This is a genomic window from Cellulosimicrobium sp. Marseille-Q4280, assembly GCF_943181405.1.
Taxonomy (GTDB): domain Bacteria; phylum Actinomycetota; class Actinomycetes; order Actinomycetales; family Cellulomonadaceae; genus Cellulosimicrobium.
The window spans coordinates 45,139-66,730 of sequence record NZ_CALPBY010000003.1; the positions used below are offsets into that span (position 1 = coordinate 45,139).

Annotated in this window: 20 protein-coding genes; 7 read left to right on the forward strand and 13 right to left on the reverse strand. The window is 73.5% G+C overall.

Annotation, left to right across the window (positions count from 1 at the left end):
- Nucleotides 1–4: 4 nt before the first annotated feature.
- The 5 genes from NFS20_RS08315 to NFS20_RS08335 all read right to left on the reverse strand — a co-directional run bounded on the left by NFS20_RS08315 (nt 5) and on the right by NFS20_RS08335 (nt 5,372).
- Nucleotides 5–607 (reverse strand): DUF3105 domain-containing protein, encoded by a 603-nt coding sequence (locus tag NFS20_RS08315; protein ID WP_251151310.1) that lies wholly within the window; start codon nt 605–607, stop codon nt 5–7.
- Between the two features lie 113 nt (nt 608–720).
- Nucleotides 721–1,248 carry a hypothetical protein gene (locus NFS20_RS08320; RefSeq protein ID WP_251151311.1) on the reverse strand — a complete coding sequence of 176 codons (528 nt, stop codon included), beginning with the start codon at nt 1,246–1,248 and terminating at the stop codon, nt 721–723.
- 10 nt (nt 1,249–1,258) lie between these two features.
- Complete coding sequence (locus tag NFS20_RS08325; protein WP_251151312.1) at nt 1,259–2,461, reverse strand: type II secretion system F family protein; 1,203 nt, start codon at nt 2,459–2,461, stop codon at nt 1,259–1,261.
- On the reverse strand, nt 2,461–3,726 hold the full coding sequence (locus tag NFS20_RS08330) for a type IV pilus twitching motility protein PilT (RefSeq protein ID WP_251151313.1): 1,266 nt from the start codon (nt 3,724–3,726) through the stop codon (nt 2,461–2,463). The genes NFS20_RS08325 and NFS20_RS08330 overlap by 1 nt, the downstream gene beginning before the upstream one ends.
- Before the next feature lie 8 nt (nt 3,727–3,734).
- Nucleotides 3,735–5,372 carry a GspE/PulE family protein gene (locus NFS20_RS08335; RefSeq protein WP_251151314.1) on the reverse strand — a complete coding sequence of 546 codons (1,638 nt, stop codon included), beginning with the start codon at nt 5,370–5,372 and terminating at the stop codon, nt 3,735–3,737.
- 124 nt (nt 5,373–5,496) lie between these two features.
- Here NFS20_RS08335 and pilM point away from each other — a divergent pair, with 124 nt between their 5' ends.
- Genes pilM through NFS20_RS08350 form a run of 3 tightly spaced genes read left to right on the forward strand, consistent with a single transcriptional unit; the run spans nt 5,497 to nt 8,164 of the window.
- On the forward strand, nt 5,497–6,576 hold the full coding sequence (gene pilM, locus NFS20_RS08340) for a pilus assembly protein PilM (protein ID WP_251151315.1): 1,080 nt from the start codon (nt 5,497–5,499) through the stop codon (nt 6,574–6,576).
- Nucleotides 6,573–7,388: a hypothetical protein gene (locus NFS20_RS08345; RefSeq protein ID WP_251151316.1), complete on the forward strand. Its 816-nt coding sequence runs from the start codon at nt 6,573–6,575 to the stop codon at nt 7,386–7,388. The genes pilM and NFS20_RS08345 overlap by 4 nt, the downstream gene beginning before the upstream one ends.
- Nucleotides 7,388–8,164: a hypothetical protein gene (locus NFS20_RS08350; RefSeq protein WP_251151317.1), complete on the forward strand. Its 777-nt coding sequence runs from the start codon at nt 7,388–7,390 to the stop codon at nt 8,162–8,164. Before NFS20_RS08345 ends, NFS20_RS08350 begins: the two co-directional genes overlap by 1 nt.
- A 78-nt stretch (nt 8,165–8,242) precedes the next feature.
- Here NFS20_RS08350 and NFS20_RS08355 read toward each other — a convergent pair whose 3' ends face one another.
- Both NFS20_RS08355 and imuA' read right to left on the reverse strand, forming a co-directional pair.
- On the reverse strand, nt 8,243–10,381 hold the full coding sequence (locus NFS20_RS08355; protein ID WP_251151318.1) for a hypothetical protein: 2,139 nt from the start codon (nt 10,379–10,381) through the stop codon (nt 8,243–8,245).
- A 150-nt stretch (nt 10,382–10,531) separates the two neighbouring features.
- Nucleotides 10,532–11,239: a DnaE2-dependent mutagenesis accessory factor ImuA' gene (gene imuA' / locus NFS20_RS08360; RefSeq protein ID WP_251151319.1), complete on the reverse strand. Its 708-nt coding sequence runs from the start codon at nt 11,237–11,239 to the stop codon at nt 10,532–10,534.
- A gap of 554 nt (nt 11,240–11,793) precedes the next feature.
- Here imuA' and NFS20_RS08365 point away from each other — a divergent pair.
- Nucleotides 11,794–12,342, forward strand: coding sequence for a hypothetical protein (locus NFS20_RS08365; protein WP_251151320.1), 549 nt, complete (start codon nt 11,794–11,796; stop codon nt 12,340–12,342).
- A gap of 21 nt (nt 12,343–12,363) precedes the next feature.
- On the forward strand, nt 12,364–12,882 hold the full coding sequence (locus tag NFS20_RS08370; protein ID WP_251151321.1) for a hypothetical protein: 519 nt from the start codon (nt 12,364–12,366) through the stop codon (nt 12,880–12,882).
- A 16-nt stretch (nt 12,883–12,898) separates the two neighbouring features.
- Here NFS20_RS08370 and NFS20_RS08375 read toward each other — a convergent pair whose 3' ends face one another.
- A complete protein-coding gene (locus NFS20_RS08375; RefSeq protein WP_251151322.1) occupies nt 12,899–13,519 on the reverse strand; it encodes a PASTA domain-containing protein in 621 nt (206 codons plus the stop codon).
- Between the two features lie 225 nt (nt 13,520–13,744).
- On the opposite strand from NFS20_RS08375, the gene NFS20_RS08380 reads away from it, so the two are divergent.
- On the forward strand, nt 13,745–14,329 hold the full coding sequence (locus NFS20_RS08380; RefSeq protein WP_251151323.1) for a recombinase family protein: 585 nt from the start codon (nt 13,745–13,747) through the stop codon (nt 14,327–14,329).
- 126 nt (nt 14,330–14,455) lie between these two features.
- Here NFS20_RS08380 and NFS20_RS08385 read toward each other — a convergent pair whose 3' ends face one another.
- Nucleotides 14,456–15,205, reverse strand: a complete 750-nt coding sequence (locus NFS20_RS08385) for a hypothetical protein (RefSeq protein WP_251151324.1) — start codon at nt 15,203–15,205, stop codon at nt 14,456–14,458.
- Between the two features lie 60 nt (nt 15,206–15,265).
- Between NFS20_RS08385 and NFS20_RS08390 the strand changes: the two genes are divergently transcribed.
- Nucleotides 15,266–15,487 (forward strand): hypothetical protein, encoded by a 222-nt coding sequence (locus NFS20_RS08390; protein ID WP_251151325.1) that lies wholly within the window; start codon nt 15,266–15,268, stop codon nt 15,485–15,487.
- A 3-nt stretch (nt 15,488–15,490) separates the two neighbouring features.
- On the opposite strand, the gene NFS20_RS08395 is transcribed toward NFS20_RS08390, so the two are convergent.
- The 4 genes from NFS20_RS08395 to NFS20_RS08410 form a co-directional block, all read right to left on the reverse strand.
- Nucleotides 15,491–16,093: a hypothetical protein gene (locus tag NFS20_RS08395; RefSeq protein ID WP_251151326.1), complete on the reverse strand. Its 603-nt coding sequence runs from the start codon at nt 16,091–16,093 to the stop codon at nt 15,491–15,493.
- A 32-nt stretch (nt 16,094–16,125) separates the two neighbouring features.
- A complete protein-coding gene (locus NFS20_RS08400; protein WP_251151327.1) occupies nt 16,126–16,320 on the reverse strand; it encodes a hypothetical protein in 195 nt (64 codons plus the stop codon).
- Complete coding sequence (locus tag NFS20_RS08405; RefSeq protein WP_251151328.1) at nt 16,317–16,613, reverse strand: hypothetical protein; 297 nt, start codon at nt 16,611–16,613, stop codon at nt 16,317–16,319. The genes NFS20_RS08400 and NFS20_RS08405 overlap by 4 nt, the downstream gene beginning before the upstream one ends.
- Nucleotides 16,614–16,678: 65 nt before the next feature.
- Entirely contained in the window at nt 16,679–21,442 is a 4,764-nt protein-coding gene (locus NFS20_RS08410; RefSeq protein ID WP_251151329.1) for a helicase-like domain-containing protein, read from the reverse strand.
- Nucleotides 21,443–21,592: the final 150 nt, after the last annotated feature.

The window sequence follows — 21,592 nt, forward strand, 5'->3', positions numbered from 1 at the left end:
GGGGTCACGCGCTGGCCTCGTTCTCGGTCAGGGACGGTGGGGTCTGCCCGGGAGCTCCGGGCGCGGGCGCGGCGTCGGCGAACAGCGCGTCGATGACCTGCGGCGCCAGGGTCGTGCAGGACTGCAGGGTCCCCCAGGAGGTCGCCACGGCCTGCTCAGGTCCCAGCTGCCACGGGTAGTCGCCCGGCCAGCGGTGCACGCTGGCGTTCCACTGCGGGTGCTCAGCGACGGCCTCGCGGGCCGCGGCGACGTCAGCGGCGGACGCGCCGGCGCCGAGCCACACGATGCGCTGCCCCTGCCACAGGGCGCGCACGCCCTGCTCGGGAGTGGCGGTCCCAGCCCGGGGCAGGTCCGGTGCCATCCACCCGGCCACCGGCACGTCGGTCTGGTAGGCCAGCGCGCTGGTGACCGGCACGGTGCCGATCGCCGAGTCCAGGGCGATGACCTGCTGGACGGGCCCGCACCGCGCCGCCAGCGCCTCGACGCTGGCCGGGGCGTACCGCACGCCGCCGGCGTAGACGTCCTGGGCCTGCAGCGCCGGCGCCGGGTTCAGCATCGACGCGCCGACCAGGACGACAGCGGCGGCCACGACCAGGGCGTTGCGCACGCCGCGGCGGGTGTGGGCCCGTGCACGCGCGCGAGGCGCACTCGGGTCGTTCCACCACGGGTCTGCCACGTACGTCCTCCTCCAGGTCGCCCGGCCGGGCGGCCGCGATCCCCCTACCTATGTGCGGCAGGGCTGATCGCCACGCCGGTGACCTCCGACGGCGGGACGTGCACGATGCGGTCCTCGGTGCGCAGCGACAGGTAGTGCCCGCCGATCATCAGCGCGCCCTCGCGCACCTGCCCGTCGCGCAGCGTCAGCACGGCGTGCTCGCCGGCCACCTGGGACAGGTCGACGCGGTTGCCGCCCGCCAGGGTGTACCGGTGGGAGGCGGGAGTTGCCAGGCCGCGGTGCGGGGCGGCGGAGTCGAACGACTTGCCCACGCACTCGGCGGCCATCTCCTGGCAGTAGTCGCGCCCCGGGCCGTCCCCGGCGCCCAGGACGCCGCCGTGCCCGGGCGCCAGGGACTCCACGCGCCAGGACCAGGTGGACCCGTCGTAGATGACCGTGGCGACGAACCGGCCGTTGGGGTCGACGTAGGGGTCCGAGCGCCAGGCGTACTGGATGTAGTCCTCCCCCGCCTCGGAGAACTCCCACGGGATGGCGTTCGCGGTGGCGGCGCCGGGGACCATCGGGATGCTCACGTAGGGCCCCTCAGCCGATCAGCTCGAAGACGGAGAACATGGGCAGGTACATCGCGAGCAGCTGGACGCCCATCATCGCGCCGACGGTCGTGATCAGGATGGGCTCGAGCGTGGAGGACATCTTCTTCGTGGCCCGCGAGACCTCGGAGTGGTAGAACTTCGCGACCCGGTCGAGCATCGGCCCGGGGTCGCCGACCTTCTCCCCGGCCCTGAGCATCTGCGAGGCCATCGTGGGGATGTGCCCGTCGTCGGACAGGTGCACCGACAGGTCCTCGCCGAGCTGGACGTACTCCCCGGCCTTGAGCAGCGCGCCGGAGATCACCGTGTTGTTCGCCGTCGGGGCGGCCTTGGGGATCGCCTCGATCATCGACACCCCGGACTCAAGCAGCAGCCCCAGGGTGCGCAGCATCCGGGTCACGGCGAGCTTGCGCGCCAGCGGGCCGAAGATCGGCACGCGCAGCTTGATCGGGTCGATCGTGCGGCGCACGGACTCGCGGTGCTTGTTGCGCCGCCACCACACCGCGGCGATCGCGGCGAGCACCGCCACGGGGATCGCGACCCACTTCACGACCTCGGAGGCGGCCATCACCATGCGGGTCAGCAGCGGCAGCTCGCCGCCGAGCTCGTCGAACATGCCGGCGAACCGCGGCAGCAGGAACACCAGCATGATCACCGAGGCGAGGATGCCGACGACCAGGACGGTCAGCGGGTAGGTGGAGGCCTGCTTGACGTCGGCGGCGAGCTCGGCCTGCTCCTCGAGCGTGTCGGCCGTGGCCAGCAGCGCGGTGTCCAGGAAGCCGCCGCTCTGGGCGGCGCTGACGGCGTTGATCAGCAGCGCGGGGAACACCGACGGGTGGCGCTCGAACGCCGCGGCGAGCGAGGAGCCGGCATCGACGTCGGTCGCGACGGCGTCCACCGCGGAGGCGAGCGTGGGGTGCTCGATCTCCTTGCTCATCATGCGCAGCGCCTCGAGCACCGACAGGTCGGCGGCGACGATGGTGGCGAACATCCGCACGAACTGGTTCAGCTCGTCCGGCTTGACCCGCTTGGGCCCGCCGATCTCCATCTTCATGCCGGTGCCGACCTTCTTCACCGACAGCAGGGTCGCTCCGCGCAGGGATGCGCCGGCGCGCACCTCGTCCTCGTTGTCGGCGGTGATGCGCTCCGGGACGATCGTGGAGCCGACCAGGTAGCGAACGTCGAACTGGGGCATCAGGACCTCCGGGCTGCAGCGCTGAGACGGGTGGCGAGCTCGTCGGGGAACAGGGCGGCCTCCGCGGCCGCCTCGCGGGTGATGACGCCTGCGTTGACCAGGCGGGCGAGGTCCATGTCCATCGTGGTCATGCCGCGAGAGACGCCGCCCTGCAGCACCGAGGTGATCTGGGCGAGCTTGTCGCTGCGGATCAGGGCGCGCGAGGCGGTGTCGAGCAGGAGGATCTCGCGCGCCGCGGCGCGCCCGTTGCCGTCGACCGTCTTGACCAGCTGCTGGACGATCACGCCTTCGAGGATCTGGGCCAGCTGCATGCGGACCTGGTTCTGCAGGGCGTCGGGGAACTGGCCGGCGAACCGGTCGACCGTCTCCAGGGCGGACTTGGTGTGCATGGTCGCGAACACCAGGTGGCCGGTCTCGGCCGCCTCCAGCGCGATGCGGGTGGTCTCCTGGTCGCGCAGCTCGCCGACCAGGATGATGTCGGGGTCCTGACGCATCGCGGCGCGCAGGCCCGAGGCGAACGACTCGGTATCGGCGCCGACCTCGCGCTGGGTGACCTTGGACTGCAGGGACGCGTGCGGGAACTCGACCGGGTCCTCGATCGTGATGATGTGCCCGCGCCGGGTGCGGTTGGCGAGGTTGATCATCGCGGCCAGGGTGGTCGACTTGCCGGAACCGGTCGGTCCGCACACGAGCACCAGGCCGCGCTTGAGGGTCGCCAGGTTGCACAGGGCGGTCGGCAGCCCGAGCTCCTCGACCGTCTTGACGGCGGTCGGGATGGTCCGCATCACGGCGGCGATGCGCCCGCGCTCGCGCATGACGTTGACGCGGAAGCGCAGCTTCTCCCCGAGCTGGTAGGCCAGGTCGACGTCGTTGGTCGCCTTGAACTGCGCGGCGTGGCGCGCCGACATGATGGCGCCGAGCATCGTCTCGAGGTGCTCGGTGAGGATCGGGCCGTAGTCCATCGGGATCAGGTCGCCGTTGATGCGGGCGCGCGGCACCTCCCCGCCGGCCAGGTGCAGGTCCGAGCCGTTGTTCTCGGCGAGCCAGACCAGCATCGTGTCGAGCGTGCCGTTGAACGGCTGGACGCCGGTCGGCATCGGCATGGGCGCGCCGGGGCTGGTGGGCTCGACGTGCTCGGTCGGCGCGGTGGGGGTCGCGGTCGGCAGGGCGACGGGCGCGGCAGGCGCCGGCACGGCGCGCGGGGCGGGCGGTACCGGCCGGGGCGCACCCGTGAACAGCTGGGGCATGGGCGAGGTGGGGTGCATGGTGCCTCTCAGGCGGTGACGCGGAGGATCTCGGCGGCGGTGGTCAGGCCCTGGGCGACCTTGAGCCAGCCGTCCTGGCGCAGGGTGATCATGCCGTCGGCGGCCGCGGCGGCCTTGGCTCCGGGCGAGGAGACGGTTCCGCTGACGATGAACTGCTCCATCGCCTCGGTGCGGTGGGCGGCCTCGTAGATGGGGATGCGTCCGCGGTAGCCCTTCGAGCACCGCGAGCAGCCGGCGTCGTTGGCGACAAAGAACGTCGTCGGGGTACCCGCCGGGACCTCGAAGCCGATCAGCGCGAGCTCATCGGGGGTCGGCTCGACGGCCTCGCGGCACGCGTCGCACAGGCGTCGCACGAGACGCTGAGCCAGTGCGCACTCCACGACGGAGGCGACCAGGAACTCCTCGACGCCCATCTCGATCAGCCGCACGGACGCCTCGGCCGCGGAGTTGGTGTGCAGGGAGGACAGCACGAGGTGGCCGGTCAGCGCTGCCTCCATCGCAACCTGGGCGGTCTCGAGGTCGCGGATCTCGCCGACCAGGATCACGTCGGGGTCCTGGCGCAGGATGGAGCGCAGCGCGTCGGCGAACGTCAGGCCGTGCCCGTGGACCTGGACCTGGTTGACGCCGGGCATCTGGTACTCGACGGGGTCCTCGACGGTCACGACGTTGCGCTCGGGCGTGGCCAGCTCCGCCAGGGTCGCGTACAGGGTCGTGGACTTGCCGGAACCTGTCGGGCCGGTGACCAGGAGCATGCCGTGCGGGCGGGTGAAGCCGTCGGTCCAGCGCTGGTGGACCTGGGCGTTCATGCCGAACGAGGCGAGTTCCAGGCGCGCGGAGTTGTCCAGGATTCGCAGCACGGCCTTCTCGCCGTGGATGGTCGGCAGGGTCGAGACGCGGATGTCGACGTTGCGGGCACCGATCTTGAACGGGATCTGCCCGTCCTGAGGCACTCGCTTCTCGGAGATGTCGATGTCGGCGCGGACCTTGATGCGCGAGATGACGTTGGGGGCCATCTCGATCGGGATGGACGGACGCTCGACAAGGACGCCGTCGATGCGGCAGCGCACCGCCATCTCGTAGGGGCCGGGCTCGAAGTGGATGTCCGATGCGCGGTCCTGGATCGCCTGCTTGATGAACAGCTCGACCATCTCGACACCGGCCTCCAGGGAGGCGGCGGTGTTGCCGTCGGCTGCGGCTGCGAGCTCGCCGATCTTGGCCTCGTTGCGGTAGGACGAGGAGATCTTGACGTCCAGCTCACCCTGGCGGGCGACCAGGTAGGAGATCGACTGCCCGCCGAGCAGCTGGGTCAGGGTCTGGCGCTTGACGGGGTCGCCGGTGGACTCGATGGTGCCCGCCACGATCAGGGTCGAGCCCTCGAACCGCAGCGGGATGTACTGCAGCGCCTCGGCACGCTCGCGGGTGATGAGGTTGACCGCCTCGGGCGTGGTGCGCTCGGCGATGAGGTCCGTGGTCGCGTTCCTGCCGCTGGTGCGCCGCACGAGCTCGGCAAACAGCACGCCAGCGGGCTGGCCGGAGACGAGGCTGGCGCGCTCGAGCACGTCGCCGGCCGTCATCGAACGGGCCGAGGAGGCCTGCTCCTCGGTCATCATCCCCGCACCCACGAGGACCCCGTAACTGTCAGTCACACAATCCTCCATGAACAGCGCCGCGCCTACCGGAATCGGTCCCGAGTGTATGACACACTTCCCCGTGAACAGGCGAGGCGCCCCGGGGCGCGTCGCGAAGTCACTCGATCCGAGGGCACACCACATGGGAAGCGTTGTCGGCCTGGACATCGGCACGACCGGCGTACGCGCCGTCGAGAGCGACAGCAACGGCCGCACGGCGACGGTCAAGCGGGCCCACGCCGTCCCGCTGCCGGCCGGGGTCGTGGTCGAGGGGGTCGTCAAGGACTCCGCCGCCCTGGTCTCCGCGCTGCGCGACCTGTGGCGCAAGGGCGGGTTCCGCACGCGCAAGGCCGCGCTGGTGATCGGCTCGCACCCGGCGGTCTCCGTCCGCTCCGCGCAGGTGCCCTACCTGCCCTCGCACAAGGACATGGCCGTGGTCGTGGCGCAGCAGGCCGACAAGGTCATGCCCGAGGACCCCGCACGCCTGTACCTCAGCCACCACGTCGCCGCGGTCGAGGAGCGCCTGGACGACAAGGGCGCCGCGACCCGGGAGGCGACCGTCGCGATCGCCGGCGCCGACAAGCTCGCGCTGGACTCGATCCTCGACGCCGTCTGGGCCGCCGGCCTGGTGCCCACCTCGGTCGATGTCACCTCCTTCGCCCTGGCCCGGTTCCTGGCCGCCAGCTCCTCGGGCCCCGGCGCGGTCGACGTCCTGATCCACCTCGGCGCCACGACGGTGACCGTGACCGGGATCCTGGACAAGCAGTTCGCCTACGACCTGGCGATGAACCAGCTCGCCGGCGAGATGCTGACCCAGGACATCGCCCTGTCGATGGGCATCTCGCCCGAGCGCGCCGAGGCGCTCAAGCTCGCCGGGCCGCCGAACCCCGAGGACCCGTTCCGCGAGCGGGACCTGGACATCTCCGGCCAGATGGCCGGCTTCACCTCCGCGCTCGCCGAGGGCGTGGTGGAGACCGTGGAGGGCCTGTGCCGCAGCGTCGGTGCACCGCTGGGCCGCGTGTGGCTGTCCGGCGGCGAGTCGCGCCTGCCGCGCCTGGCCATCCGCCTGGCCGTGGAGCTGGGCGCGCGCGGGCGCGTCGCCGTGCTCGACGGGCGCGCCTGGGTGCGCAACCCCGAGAAGGTGCGCGCGGCATCCGACGCCACCGGCCAGGACCTGACCGTCGCGCTCGCTGCGAGCGTCTCGCTGGGGGGAACCCGATGAACCTGAACGTCGACCTGGGCGAGCTGCTCCGGCGCAAGAAGTCCGACCCTGACGCCCCGCCCGCCGGCCAGGGCGCGGGCAAGACCGCGGCGCAGGCGGTGAAGATCGACCAGCCCCGCGTGGACCTGCTGCCCGACAAGTACCGCCAGCGCGCGGCCGAGCGCACCGTGCGCCAGGGCGCGATCGCCACCGCGGCCGGGGCCGGGGTGCTGGTCGCGGGCGTGTGGGGCGCGATGCTGGTGACCAACGGCTCCGCCCAGAGCCAGCTCGACGACGCCAAGATCGTCGAGCAGGCGCTGAGCGCGGACATGGCGGTCTACTCCCCCGTGACGAACCTCGCCACGCAGACCCAGTCGCTGACCGACACGATCCAGGACCAGGCCTCGAAGTCCGTGGACCACGACTCCGTGCTGGACCGGTTCCTGGCCGCGGCCGCCGGGCGCATCGACGTCGCCTCCGTGCAGGTCGACACCTCCAGCGGCGACGCGTGCGTGTCCACCGACCCGTTCGCGGCCGAGACGGACCGGGTCGGGTGCATCACGTTCTCCGGCACGCCGGCCGACGTGCCCGGGCTGCTGGCGGCGCTGTCGAGCGACGACTGGTTCACCGACCCGTACGTGCCCAGCGTCGGCGCGGACGCCAGCGTCTCGGGCACCGTCGGGCTGACCGAGCTCGTGCGCACGCAGGCCACCGACGCCGCGCCCGAGGCCGACCCGGCCGCCGACACCGAAGGCGCGGACACCGCGACCGACCCCCAGACCACGCAGCCGCTCGAGATCAACCTGGGCGAGCAGGACGGAGCCCAGGGCTGATGATGATCCCCCGCGACCGCAAGACCCTGATCGCCGGCGGCGTGACGCTCGCGATCCTCGCCGGCGGCTGGTTCGGCGCCGTCTCCCCCGCGCTGGCCCACCACGGCGACCTGAGCGCCCAGACCCAGGCGTCGGAGTCGGCCTCGCAGTCGATGCGTTCGCGGCTGCCGCTGCTGCGCGCCCAGCTGGACGGGATCGCCCCGCGCGTGAACGAGCTGCGCTCGCTCGGCGAGCGGGTCACCGCGACGATCGACCAGCCGGTGCTGCTGCAGCAGCTGGGCGCGATCGCCCAGGCCGCGGGCATCGACGGCGTGCGCAACGTCGACGTCGGCCTGCCGAGCATGGTGACCGCGCCGGTGGCGCCCGCTGCGACGGCGTCCGCCGAGGGGCAGACGGCTGCCGACACCGCCGAGGTCGTCGACGGCGCCGGCGACACGGACCCCCTCAGCGCCCCGCCGCCGGCGGCCGCGGTGCTCGCGTCGTACAACGTCACGATGGAGGTGCGCGGCTCGCAGGCCCAGGTCCGCGACTTCCTGACCGGCCTGCAGGAGGCCTCGCGCCTGGTCGTGGTGACGTCCTCGAGCATGCAGCTGTCCGACGACGGGTCGGCCACGATGCGCATCGAGGCGGTCTACTTCCTGCAGCAGGTCGACGTCGACGGCCTGGCCTCCCAGATCGAGGCGCTCGTGAACCGCGACGCCCCGGCCGAGGACGAGGCTGCGGACACCGAGCCGCAGGCGAGCGAGACGGCGGACGCCGAGCCCGAGCAGGGCTGAGCCGCACGCGCGGCGCGGCGCGCGAGCACGACGAAGGCCCCGGACCACAGCGGTCTCGGGGCCTTCGTGCTGGGCTGGTCAGCCCTGCTGGGTGACCGGCTCCCACGCGACGGCGGGTGCGCCGTCCCACGGCACGGCGTCCTCGCTCGGGGCGATGACCTCCTCGAAGGTGGCCGCCACGCCCGGGGTCGGGACCGGCAGCGCGACCTCGTCGACGCCGTCGGCCGGCGTGACCGGGGCCTGGAACGGCACCGCGGCTGCGGCACCGAACGGCACGGCGACCGGCGTGGGCGCGGACACCGGCGCGGTGGGTGCCTGCTCGGGCGAGAACGGCACCGCGACGGCGGCGGCCGGCGCGTCCGGGGCGGCCGCAGTGGTCGCACCGAACGGCACGGCGACCGGCGTCGGCGCGGACACCGGCGCGACCGGCGCAGCCACGGGGGCGACCGGCTGGCCGCTGTGCGCGCCGGCCACGCCCGACGGCGTGCCGCGGACCTGCGAGACCCGCTGGTGCATCGCCAGCAGGCGGTCGTGCAGCACGGGGGCCACGACCAGCTCGGGCGCCTCGAGCGTGGACAGCACGGTGATCGACTTCTCCGCGTCGGCGCCCACCTCCATGACCCGCTCCTCGGCCGAGCCGAACGTGCCGCGCACTGCCTCGACCCCGGCCAGCAGGGTCTCCAGGCGCACCTGCGTCGGCTCGACGACCTCGCTGCGCACCCGCGCCAGCTCCGCCTCGGCGGCACGCAGCGGGACGCCGACGGTCTGCTCCACCTCAGCCTTGGCGACCTCGACGGTGCCGCCGGCGGCCTGGGCGAGGGACTCCGCCTCGGACTGGGCTCGCTCGGCGGCGGCCAGCGCGGCGCGGGCGGCAGCGACGGCCTGCTCGGCCGCGGCGGCACGGGCGGATGCCTCGGACTCGGCGGCCTCGGCCTGGGCGAGCGCGTCGAGCACGGCCTGGCCCTGGGCCCGGACGGTGGCGACCGAGCGCTCGGCGTCGGAGGCCTTGGTCTGGGCCTCGACGAGGTCGGACTGGGCGACGTGCACCTGTCCCTGCGCGGCGGCGAGGTCGGCGCTGGCCTGCTCGTAGGAGGCGACCGCCTGGTCGAGGGAGTCGACCTTCTCGGCGGCCAGGCGCCCGGCGGTCTTGACGGTCTCGGACACGACGGTCTCCCGGATCTCGTGCTCGCGCTCGTCGGCGGCACGGGCCACCCAGTCGCGCGGGAAGGTCTCCTCGTCCGCGACGGGCGCCGGCTCGGGGATGACGGGGGTGGGCGGTGCGACCGGCTCGGGCTCGGGGGCCGGCGGCACGTGCGGTGCGGCGGCCGGCTGGGGCGCGGTGTACGCGGCCAGGGCGGCCAGCTCGTCCACCGGCTCCGGCTCGGGCGTCGGCTCGGGGGCCGGCTCGGGCTCGGTCAGGGTCGGGGAGGGCACGCCCGCGATCGCCGCGGCGCCGGCCCACTCGTTGTCGGGGTCCTCCAGGGCCTCGGGCACCGGGAACTGCGGCAGCTCGATGCTGGCGTGGTTCGCGGTGAAGGTCACCGGGACCTTGCCGGACATGATCGCCGAGGAGACGCGCGACAGGACTGTGTACCGGGTGGTGCCGGTGACGTAGGCGACCTCGTCGACGGTGCGGGTGCCGTCGAAGTCGTCCTCGCCGGGGATGGTCGCGACCAGGATCGGGGCGGCGTGCGATGCGGGCCGCGGCTCCATCCCGTTGCGGGACAGCTCAGTGGAGATGACCTCCCAGGAGATCACGAGCTCGTCGACGCGGGAGGTGACGTCCTGGATCACCAGGGCGAGGTCCTTGTGCCAGAAGCCGCCGGTGGCCTCGGCGCCCTTGCGCCTGGTGATGGTCGCGCCCGGCCACGTCAGGGCCGAGGCGAGCAGGCCGTAGGACCAGTCGAGGATGAACCGCTCGATGACCGCGAGGCGCGCCTCGACGTCGGGCCCGAGCTGCTCGGCCTCGCTGAGGTGCGCCAGCGGGTGGGTTCCCTCGGGGGCCGGGGCGCCGGTGATGGACTCGGCGAGCTGGGCGGCGGGCGGGGCGAAGTGGTCGGACTGGATCGCGCGCACCTGACCGTCCTCGAGGTACACGCTCACGGTGAGCCCGCCGGCGGAAGCGTCCACGGCGCCCGTGAAGGACTTGTCGGCAGCGTCGCGCAGCTCACGCAGCAGCGGCGCGCTCTCGTCCACCATCGTCGTTGCGGGGGGCATCTGGGTCCAATCGGGTGGATCTGCGCCCTGCCGGACGCCTGACCCGTCGAGTGTATGACACACCCCGCCCCTCAGCGCCGAGGCTGGCCCGTTGCGCGGCCCGGCGTGTCATACATCCGCGCCAGGGCGTGCGACCTGGCCGGCCGGCGGCTACCCGACCAGGCGCAACGTGTCGCGGCGGGCCCGAGCCGGTCGAGCCTGCCCCTGCACGGGATCGACGAGCGCGCCGCCGGGCGTCGGCAGCGTCAGCGTCCAGCGGTCGGTCGCGCCGCGGGTGGTGCGGGCGACGTCGAGCTCGCAGCGGCGCAGGTACCGCTCGCCGCGGTCGGTTCCGGACCAGCGGTGGGCGGCGACCTCCAGCCGGACAGCCGCCTGCTCCCACGCCGTCGTGGTCACCAGGGCCGCGCCGCGCTCTCGGGCCCGGGCCAGCAGGCGGCGTTGTTCGGCGCGGGTGAGCGCGACGGCGTCGCCGACGACGACGAGCGCGAACCCGTCGAGCAGCGCGGCGACGACCGTGGCGCCCTCGGTGCGGACCTGGGGCACGAGGGCCACGCGGTCGAGGTCGAGCCCGGCGTCCGCGGCGGCGAGCAGGCCGAGGTCGGGCATCCCGGTGAAGGCGACCCAGTCGGACGAGCCCTGGGACATCGCGGCCAGCGCGAGCAGCAGGCTGGTGGACCCGGCCACGACGCTCACGGCTCCGGCCGGCAGGGTGCCGCCGTCGAGCAGCGCGGCGAGCGGGCGGGGTCGGTCCTCGACGTCGGGCACGGGCTGGGCCACGGACTGCACGCCGGTGCGCAGCTCGGCGCGGCGCAGTGCCGCACGAGCCGTCTCGAGCGCGTCGGGGGCTGGTGCCGTCACCCTCCCAGTATGAGACACCTTCGAACGGGTGTTCGGACTTGGGGTCGGTGTGGAGGCTGCGGAGCGCTGACCAGGGCGTTTGCGTTGCTCCGTCGCTGTTCCGCAGGGTGCTCCGTTGCCGACCGGGGACCGTTTGTGCTGGTCAGGGCCCTATTGGGGGTCCTGGTGGGTGGTACTACGGAGTAACGGAGACGAATTCGTAGTCGTATAAGTAGTAGTAGGTACTGACTCCGGGGTACCCACTGGGGCACCCCCCAGAGGACTCCCCCATCTGGGTGTTTCTCTGTTCCCCATAGGGGTGGCGGGGCAAAATCGGCTCCGCAGCTCCGCAGCCCCGTTTTCGCCCTCTGACCTGCGCAAACGCCTGCGGAGGGCCCGACGGGCGCTGCGGACTTCGCACTCCGCAGCAGATCCGAACCAGACAAACACCCCAAACCGGGGCAACGCTGGCTTGACGGGCCCTGCTACGCTCGTCGCGCCCGAACGGGGGCTGGAGAGAGGGACGGCGAGCGTAGCAGCGCCGGATCCGCCCCGGTGCCGCACATTCGCACGGCATGGCCGCCATCGACACCACCGGGCTCCGCGCCGTCGGCATGAACGACGAGCAGACCGAATGCGACGCCTGCGGGCGCACCGAGCTGCGCGGCACCGTGATGCTCGCCGACGCTGACGGTGCCATCGTGTACCGGCTCGGGACCACCTGCGCCTCGCGCGCGCTGGGCATCCGGCTCACGCGACGCGACGCCACCTCCATCGAGCTGGCCCGCCGCTCGCGCGTGGCCAACCTGACGCGCTCCGCCCGCGCCGACCTGACCCACGGCCGGCTCGCCTCGGCGGCCGAGCACCTCGACGACGCCGTGCGCGCCGGGCTCCTGCACGCCACTGAGGCCGCCCTGGTCGCCGACGTCCGCGCGCTCGTGCTCGCCGCCCGCGAGGCGCTGCCGCAGCGGTGGGGCTTCTCGCGCGATGGTCACGCCGTCGTCGAGCTCGACTCCCGCGAGCAGGTCGCCGAGGTCGTCGCCCGCGCAGCCACCGCCCCGTACCGCACCGAGGTCGTGGCGCACCGGCTCGTCGACGGGGCGTGGGTTCCGGCCACCTTGTGACGTGCCGCACATAGGAAGGGCATGAAGATCCTGACCCCTGCCCCCGCCCTTCCATCCATCCCCTTCGTGCGCCTGGCCACACCCGCCGACGCGCCGGTGCTCGCGCGCTGGCTGCGCGACGGCATCGCCTACCGCCGCAACCGGATCGCTCGGCTCGCGATCCTCGCCGCCGGCACGCTCCTGCTGCCCGCCGAGATCCTGCGCCTGCGGCTCGTGCTCGCCACCGGCATCGAGACCATCGCCCTGTACTGCCCTGCCGGAGACGACCAGCCCATCGCCTGCGTCGGCGTCCAGCGCTTCGCGCGGTGCTGGTTCCTGCTCGACCACGTCGCCGCCGCGCCGGGGCACGGTCACGGCGCCGCACTGCGCCACCTCGTCGCGCCGGCACTCGCCGCGCAGGCGGACGCCGAGCACGTCACCATCAAGACCGTCGCGGTCAACATGGACCTCGGGCGCGCGTACGCCGGCTCGCTTCCGGGGCTGACAGACCGCGGGTTCGGCTTCCCCCGCGGGCGCCGGATGCGCCGCGACCCGATCTGACCGGCGCGGGCGCGGGTCAGGGACGGTCGCACTCCGCGAGGAACGGCCCGCCCTCCCCCGCGGTCACGTACGTCCCGGTCCAGTCCTCGCTCAGCACCGAGGTCACCGCGTTGCAGATCCCCATCGCCTGCTCGGCGTCGGCGATCTCGTCCACCAGCGACGTCGCGACGGTGATGCGCGGGTAGTCGCGGTCGGAGAACGACTCGATCGCTGCCCAGTGCGGGTCGTCCGGCCAGCCGTACGAGGCGCTGAACGCCGCCTCGACCTGAGCTGCGCCGGCGAGCTCGGCGTCGGGCTCGGCCTCGAGCGCGTCGGCGGCCCCCTCGTCGGCGGCCTCGTCGGGCGCCACAACCTCGGGCGCAGCCTCCGGACAGAAGAAGCTGACGGTCACGGTGCTGCCCGTGTCCACGTCGGTGCCCGCCACCGGTGTCTGCGACTCGACGATGCAGCTCCCCTCGTCGATGGAGGAGTCGACGTCGGCGACGCGAAGGTCCGCGTCGATCGCGATCCATCGCGCGTCCTGGACCGTCCTGCCGTCGAGCGCTGGAACCGTGACCTGCTCGGCGGCGCCGGAGCAGGACCCGACGAGCGTCGTGGCGGCGAGCAGGGCGAGGACCTGGGCGGTGTGGCGGCGCATGGCGACGATCCTCCCCCAGCCCGGCCGGGCAGCTCGACCCCGTCGCCGTCGTCGACCGGGTGAAGTCCGCGCCGAGCGCACCGTGTCCGGTTCCTTGGTTGTGGGACGCCGAGCGCCCCGACCCGCCCCGGATCCGACACGCCGCGCTCCGAGCGTCCCACAAGTCGTTCCACAACCCGGTGTCCCGAAACGAGCCCTGTGGGCGACTTCCGGTACGTTCCGGCTATGCTCCTCGGCTACGCGCGCATCTCGACTACCAAGCAGGACCTGACCCGCCAGCTCGACGCGCTCGCCGGCGCCGGGGTCGACCCCGCGCACACCTACGTCGACCGCAAGTCCGGAGCGACCACCAACCGTGAAGGCCTGCAGCAGCTGCTCGCCTACGCCCGCACCGGCGACGTCATCGTCGTGCACACCCTCGACCGGCTCGGGCGCACCGTGCGCGACACCCTCAACATGCTGCACGACCTCGGCGAGCGTGGCATCGGCCTGCGCAACCTCGCCGACCCCATCCGCATCGACACCACCGACCCCGACGACCCGATGGCTCAGCTCGCCGTCGTGATGCTCGCGCTGTTCGCCCAGATGGAGCGCACCTACATGCTCGAGCGCGTCAACCACGCCCGCGCCGTCGCCGAGGCGGCCGGCAAGCAGGTCGGCCGGCCGCGGTCGGTCACCGACGAGCAGATCCGCTACGCCGCCCACCTGCGCGACAGCGAGGGCCTGACGCTCGCGGAGGTCGCCGCGGCCACCGGCATCCCCCGCACCACCTTGTACCGCCACCTGCCTGCCCGCCCCGAGAGCGACTGACCGCGCCGGCCGGGAGAGTCGGCCCCGAACGCACTCTGGGTGCCCGACCGAAGCCGGGCGCCCAGAGCAGCCGCCTGCGAAGGCGCACGGACCCAGGCGGCTGGGCGGTCCGTACGCACACCTGAACTACGCGGTGGGCACCGGCAGCGCGCACACATCGGCCGCGTGCTCGCGCGCCGCGGCGAGGTCGAACGCGCCCCAGTCGGTCATCGGCACGTCCGGGTCCTGCCCGAGCTCGAACGTCACCGTCTCGAACGGCGCGGCCGCCGCCACCTGCTGCGCCGTCAGGTCCACCCGGACCCAGCCGCCGATCCACAGCCCGAAGTCGGCCGTGCGCATCGCCAGGTGCGTCGGGGCGAACACCTCCACGTGCTCGCGGTCGATCCCTGCCTGGGCGGCCAGCGCCCACAGGTACTGGTCGGTCGTGACCGTCAGGTGCTCGACGAGCATCGTGCCGGCGACCAGGGAGTCGTACCGGTCCGCCTCGGCGTACTTCCCGCGGCGCGAGCGCAGCACGGTGCGCCCGTCGGAGGTCACCACCGCCATCGTCGCGCCCAGGTGCGTGCCCCAGCGTCCGCCGCGCGCGCACGGCCCGGCGGACAGCGCCTGGCGGCGCACCTGCTCGGGCTGCGCCGCGAACTCGGCCCGGGTTCCGGTCCACGCCGACAGCGGCACCTCGTGCCACAGCAGCACCCCGCCGCCCGGTCGGATCGAGAGCACCTGGTGCACGCCGACCGCCGGCGCCGTGTCGCCACCGGGCTCGACCGGGTGCGCCGGGTCGAAGGCCGCCTCCCGGGACAGCGAGTAGTTCAGGTGCGTCGGGTGGTAGTCGAGCACGTGGACGCGGGCGGCAGCTGCAGCAAGCGGAGAGGTCACGGCCGGTAGATGTGCGGACGCCCGGCTCCGAGATCGGCCCCGTCCGCACATCGGTAGTGCATGAGCATCGACACCACGCCGGCCACGCCGCCCCGCCTTCGCATCAAGCCCGTCGCCGTGGTCTCGTGGGTCGCGCTGATCGCCGCCCTGATCTGGTGGGCGAACGACACCGTCGGGCACGGCTGGCCGATCGTGGCCGTCGTCGTCTGCGGGCTCGCCGTGCTCAAGGCCGTCGACGACGCCTGGACCGCGCGCACCCTGCGCCGCCACCCGCGGCCCTGAGGCTCAGTCGGTCGCGAGGGCCATCGCGACGAACGGCGCCGGGTCCACCTCGGACGCCCGCCGCGCCAGCACCGTGTCCGTGCTGACCTGCAGCCGGCGCCCGTCCTCGAGCACGAGCAGCGCCGGCCAGGCCACGGGACGGCGCGACTCGCCGGCCCCCTCGAACCGCGTCGGGCGGTTGCGCGCCACCAGCAGCTTGGCGACCACGCCCCAGTTCGCCTTGCCGTACCCCTCGTACAGCGGCGAGACGGAGTCGCCGGCGCGCACCTGCCACGCCTTCGGGCGGGCCGCGGCCGTGCGCGCCTTGGAGTAGGCGGCGACCGCGTCCGCGACCGGCCCGCGCGGGTGGCGCCGGCCGATGCCGTTGCACGCGAAGCACCGCGAGTGCCCGGCGTCGCGGTTGTACTGCGACTTGCCCGACCCCTCGCACCGACCGCACAGCACCGTCGGGAACCCGAACTCGTCCGGCTCGGTGCCCGCGAGCTCGGGCATCTCGCCGAGCTCGACGTCGGCCTCCCCGCGCGCCTGCTCGGCGAACTGCCCGCCGGTGCGCACCCCGGCCGGGACACGGGCGGCGGGCGGTCGCGTGCGCGTGGTGGTGCTCATGGCTCGTAGATGTGCGGGCGCGGCTCGCGGCGCTACGCGTCCGGCGCGCTGATCGCCTCGAGCAGCCCTTGGGCGCCGCGGGAGAACTCGGCGAAGGCGTGCAGGATCTGCGGGCGCTGGTCCTCCGGGGCCTCGCGCATGGCTTCGTAGCACGCCCACGCGACGGCGTCGGTCAGCCTCTCCTCCTCGCGAGCGGCGACGCGGCGGCGCACCTCCTGCGGGCTCACACCGGGGCCGGCTCGGCGCCGTTCTCGCGGTCGAACTCCTCGGACGTGGCGATCTCGACGCGCGCCACGCCCGACCGCGTCGCCGCCTCGACGAGCTCGACGAGCTCGACGAGCTCGACGACACGCGAGGTCGCCTCGGGCAGGCTCGCCGCATCGAGCGACAGCGTGACGTCGACGCGGCCAGGGCCGCGCTGGGCCCAGACCGGCGAGAAGCCCACGAGGGCGTCCAGGACGTCGTCGGGGTCGGTGCGGCCGTCGGCGACCGTGACGGTCGCGGTGTAGTTCGTGCTCACGGCGCGATCGTGCCGCCCGCCACCCACACCCGCGCACTGCCCAGCGCGCGGGTGTGGGTGGCAGGTCACGCCGCCAGCTGGTGGTCCTCGGCCTCGGACGACATCTCCCGCTCCACCGTGCGCAGCCGCGCCTCGGCGGCGGCGAGGTCATCGGCCCGGTCGAACACCGCGGCCGCCGCGGCCTCCCGCAGCGACGCCTCCTGGCGGCGGTCGCTCGCGGCGCCGTCCAGCAGACGCTCGCGGCGCTCGTCGATCCGGCTCACCCACGCCTCGAGCGCGGAGCCCACCGCGCCGGCCGGGTCACGTCGCAGCGCCTTGGCGGTCACCTGCACCTTGCCGACCTCGCGGTAGTCCAGCTCGACGCGGACCTCGCGCACCAGGGCGGTGAACGACTGGTCGCGCACCGGGCCCACCCGCAGCCCGCGCCACGTGACCACCGGGGTCTCGTAGCTCTTGTGCCGGGCCAGCAGCGTCGAGGCCAGGCGCGCGTCCTCGCCCTTGGCGTCGAGATACTGGCGGTCCTTGGCATCGGCGACGCGCTGGTCGGCGACCTGCAGCAGCTCGGCGACCTTGGTGTCCTGGTGGGCGCGCATGCGCAGCATGTCGGCCTGGGACGTCAGGTCGGACACGTGCTGGACGTGCACGGCGTGCAGGGTCCGCAGGCGGCGCACGTCCGAGACGGCCTCGGCGTGCTCCAGCAGCAGCGGGTTGCCCGACGCCAGCGCCTTGACCTCGCCGAACGACAGCACCGAGGCGCCGATGTCGGAGATGGTGTCGGCCTCCAGGTCCGCGGTCATCAGGGCGTGGATGAACCGGGCCTTGGTCTCGTTGGTCTGCCACATGTACGCGTCGAAGGAGCCCTCGGTCACGTACCGGTAGATGTCGAGCACCTTCGCCTGGTTGCCAGGGCGCCGACCGCGGCCCTCGCGCTGCTCGATGTCGGACGGACGCCAGGGCACGTCCACGTGGTGCAGCGCGGCGAGCCGGGTCTGGATGTTGGTGCCGACGCCGACCTTGCCGGTCGAGCCGAGCAGGATCGAGACCGAGCCGTCGCGGCACGCCGCGAACAGCGCCGCCCGTGCCTTGTCCGTGGTGGCCTCGTGCACGAACCGGATCTGGCCCGCCGGCACGCCGCGCGCCATCAGCGCGGCCTTGAGCCGGCCGTAGGTCTGGGTGCCCTTGGAGCCGGGGGTGCCCTGGTCGCAGAGCGCCAGCTGCAGCGAGCCGGGACGCTCGGAGCCGGGGTAGGCGCGCTGGGCGTCGCGGGAGTAGATCTCGCTCATGCGCTCGGCCACCAGCTCCAGCTTGCCCGCCTCGCCGTCGATGCCCACCAGGTGCGGGTCGAGCGCGACGCGGCGGCCGTCGTTGCAGATCGAGAGCATGTTGTCCTCGGTGGCCGCGACCTTGCCGTTGCGCAGCGCGTCGGCGCGCGCGGCCAGGTCGGCGACGAACGCGGCCTGCTCGTCGGTCATCTCGGCGACCTCGGTGTGCCAGGTCGTCTCGGGGCGCTCCAGGGGCAGCGACTCGGAGGTCATCAGGTCGGCGACCTGACGGAACATGCCCATCAGGGCGCGCACGTTCGTGATCTCGACCGGGCGGCGGTTGAGCCGGAAGCCGGAGCCGTCCGGGGCGACCTCGACCGCGGTGACGTAGCGGACGAACATCGCGGCCCACGCGTCGAAGGTGTCGATGCCGGCGGCCGACAGCGCCTCGGGCTGGAAGAACTTCTGCCACACGAACGTCTCGGCCAGGGAGTTCGACCACAGGGTGCCGGTGAAGCCGGCGAAGTGCGGGCGGCCCGGGTTGCGCTGGCCGAGCACGCGGACCTTGAGCAGCAGGTCGGTGGCGCGCTTGGACGAGCCGAACGAGAAGCCCTCGGCGCGGGCGGCGATCGGCAGGCGCTTGAAGTAGTGGACCTCGTCCACGCCCAGCCAGTCCACGCCCAGGTGCTCGAACATCACGGTGCGCTCGTCGGCCACGGCGTGGCGCAGCTCGGACAGGCGCGAGTCGAGCTTCTTGACCGCCGACGCGATGGCCTTGGCGGTGCGCCCGCGCGAGGAGCGGGTCTCGTCGCTGCGGATCGCGTCGGCCAGGTTGTACTTCTCCTCGGCGAGCCAGTCGGACTCGGCCTCGGGGCTGACGGGCATCGCGGCCAGGGACTCGTGGGTGACGATGACGATGTCCCAGTCGCCGGTGGCGCAGCGCGCGGCGAACAGGCGGCGGGCGTCGCCGGCCAGGTCCTCCTTGGACGCGACCAGGAACTTGCCGGCCGGGTAGGCCTGCATCGCCTCGCGGGCGATCTGCTCCAGCAGGTGGCCGGGCACGGCGAGCATCGGCTTGTTGGCCAGGCCGAGCCGGCGCAGCGTCATAGCCGAGGCGATCATCGAGAGCGTCTTGCCCGAGCCGACCGGGTGACCGATCGCGGTGCGCGGGGCGGAGGTGATGCGGTCGACGGCGTCCTTCTGCCAGTCCCACAGGGTCACGTCGGACGACATGCCGGGGAAGGTCATGCCGGAGCCGTCGGCCACGCGCGGCACGTGGGATCGGAACCGGCGGTTGAACTCGGCGGCCAGCGTCTGGGCGCGCTGCTTGTCCTCCCAGACCCAGGTGCCGAACCGGTCCTGCATCGCGTTCGCCTTCTCCTCGGCGGCCAGCGTCTCGTCGGGGTTGCGGACCTTGCGGCTGGTGCGCGAGCCCGGGTCCCAGACCTCGTCCATGACGGTCAGCGACCGGCCGTTCAGCAGGGCCTCGAGGATCTGGAACGGGTTCTTGCGCTTGGTGCCCCAGGCCAGGGACGCCTCGGGCTTGCCGTACCAGGCGCTGTCGATCTCCCACAGGCCCATCGCCGCGGAGTGCGTCAGGGACGGGTGGGAGCCGAGCACGTCGGAGGCGAAGTCGGCGACGTACCGCGCGGGGATCCACGGCGAGCCGAGGGTGGCGCGGATGCTGGTCGGGCCGAGGTCGGCCGGCACGACGGCGGCCAGCGCGGCGACGTTGCGCTCGTAGGCCGGGTTGGTGGCTGCGGCGGCGCGCGCGGCGGCCAGCTTCTCGCGGACGTTGCCGGACAGGTAGTCGCGGGCGGGCACGACCGTGCCGCCGCGCTCGGGGTCGGCGTAGACCAGGTCGCCCAGGGCGTCCATCGGGTCGACGTCGAACGCCAGGTCCAGCAGGGACACGACGCGGTCCAGGTCGACGCGGCCGCACTCGCCCATCGAGACCGCCACGGCCTCGGCCGCGGTGTCCACGCGCTCGACCGGCTTGGGGGCGCGGTTGACCGGGCGCAGCAGCACCGGGGCGGGCTCGGCGGTCTGGGCGTCGGGGTCGTAGACCTCGCACGCCATCACCGTCATGTAGTCGGGGTCGCGACGGAACCCGCCCATGACCGGACGGCGCCAGGAGAACTTCGGCTCCCCGGTCTCGGGGTCCTCGGCGCCCTCGTGCAGGGTGCCGCGGTTGAGCGGGCCGAACTTCTTGACGTAGGCGGTGTAGGCCGCGAGGGCCTGCGCACGCAGGTCGGCCGCGGGGTCGGCGTCGCGGTTGTTCACGTGCAGCGCGTCGGCGGCGAGCAGGTCGACGACCAGGTCGCGCAGGCCGATCAGGACGCGCAGCTCGGCGGCCGGGCGGTCCTTGGGCACCAGGGAGCCGTCGACCACCTGGAACACGTCGCCGTCCACCAGGTGGTAGGAGCCCTCCTTGCGGCCCTCGGCGTCGGCGAGCACCAGGTCAGCGAACGGGTCGACGGGCTCGGCCTTGGGCAGCGCCGGCAGGTCGGCGGTCGCTGCGGCCAGGGCGGCCAGGCCGTCGCGGCGGGCGTCCTCGGAGCGCACGCGCATCGGCGCGCGGTCGTACCCGGTGGCGACCATACGACCGGCGACGTGGGTCGGGTTGACCTCCCAGTACCGGTTCACCTCGACGGCGGGCGTGCCGTAGCCGCTCTCGCCGGACTCGTTGCGCACGATGAGCCGGTTCGGCATCTGCACGCTGGAGCCGTAGTAGCCGCTGGTGCGCACGGTCGGGCCACCGGCGCGGTTGGCGATCTCGTCCCAGGCGCCTGCCACGAACTGCCCGCCGCGGCGGCGCAGCACGAGGATGTCGGCGACGGCCGCGGTGCCCTCGAACGTGCCGGACGCCAGGCGCACGGCGGAGCGCAGCTCGCCGAGCTCGAGGATCGCGTCGGTCTGGCGGGCGTCGTCGAGCAGGTACCGCGAGGTTGCCACGACGACGTAGCCTCCGGGGCGCACCGCCATGAGCGAGCGCAGGATGAAGTAGGCGTGCAGGCTCGGGGCGGACACCTCGGGGTCGAACGGGGCGTGCTGGGAGAACGGCACGTTGCCGATCGCGGCATCGAAGGACCCCTCGCGAAGCGTGACGTTCTCGAGCCGGTCGCCCAGGATCCGGGCGCCGGGGTGGATGGCCTGGGCCATCGCGGCCGAGACCGGGTCGGCCTCCACGCCGGTCCAGTCGGCGCCGGGCAGCGCGGCCATGAACCGGCCCGAGCCGCAGCCGGGCTCCAGGATCTTGCCGCCGTCGAACCCGGCACCGGTGAGCGCGTCGACCATGCCCTGCACGAGCCAGTCCGGGGTGTAGAAGCTGGTGTCGGTGGCGTTGGCGCCGTCGGCCAGCCAGTGCGGCTTGTCGGCCAGCAGCTCCTCGAGCGTGTCGGCGACCTCGATCCACTGCCCCTCGGGCTTGGGCGCGAACGCCGGGGCGAGCACGCCCCAGCCCGGCCAGGCCGCCATCGCAGCGCGCTGGTCAGCGGTCGCGGGGCCCTGCAGGGTCACGAGCGTGCGAAGGGCGTGAAGGGCGGTGGCTGCCAGTGCGGAGGTCATGGCTTTCAGATGTGCGGCACCTGCACGGTTCGCCGTCGCCGGCGCACATGGCGCGGGCCCGGCGCGCGACGTGCGCGCACCGGGCCCTGTCCCCATTCCCAGCCCCCCGGCTGGCCGACCCTCAAGCCGTGCTCGTCACGCTACGGCAGC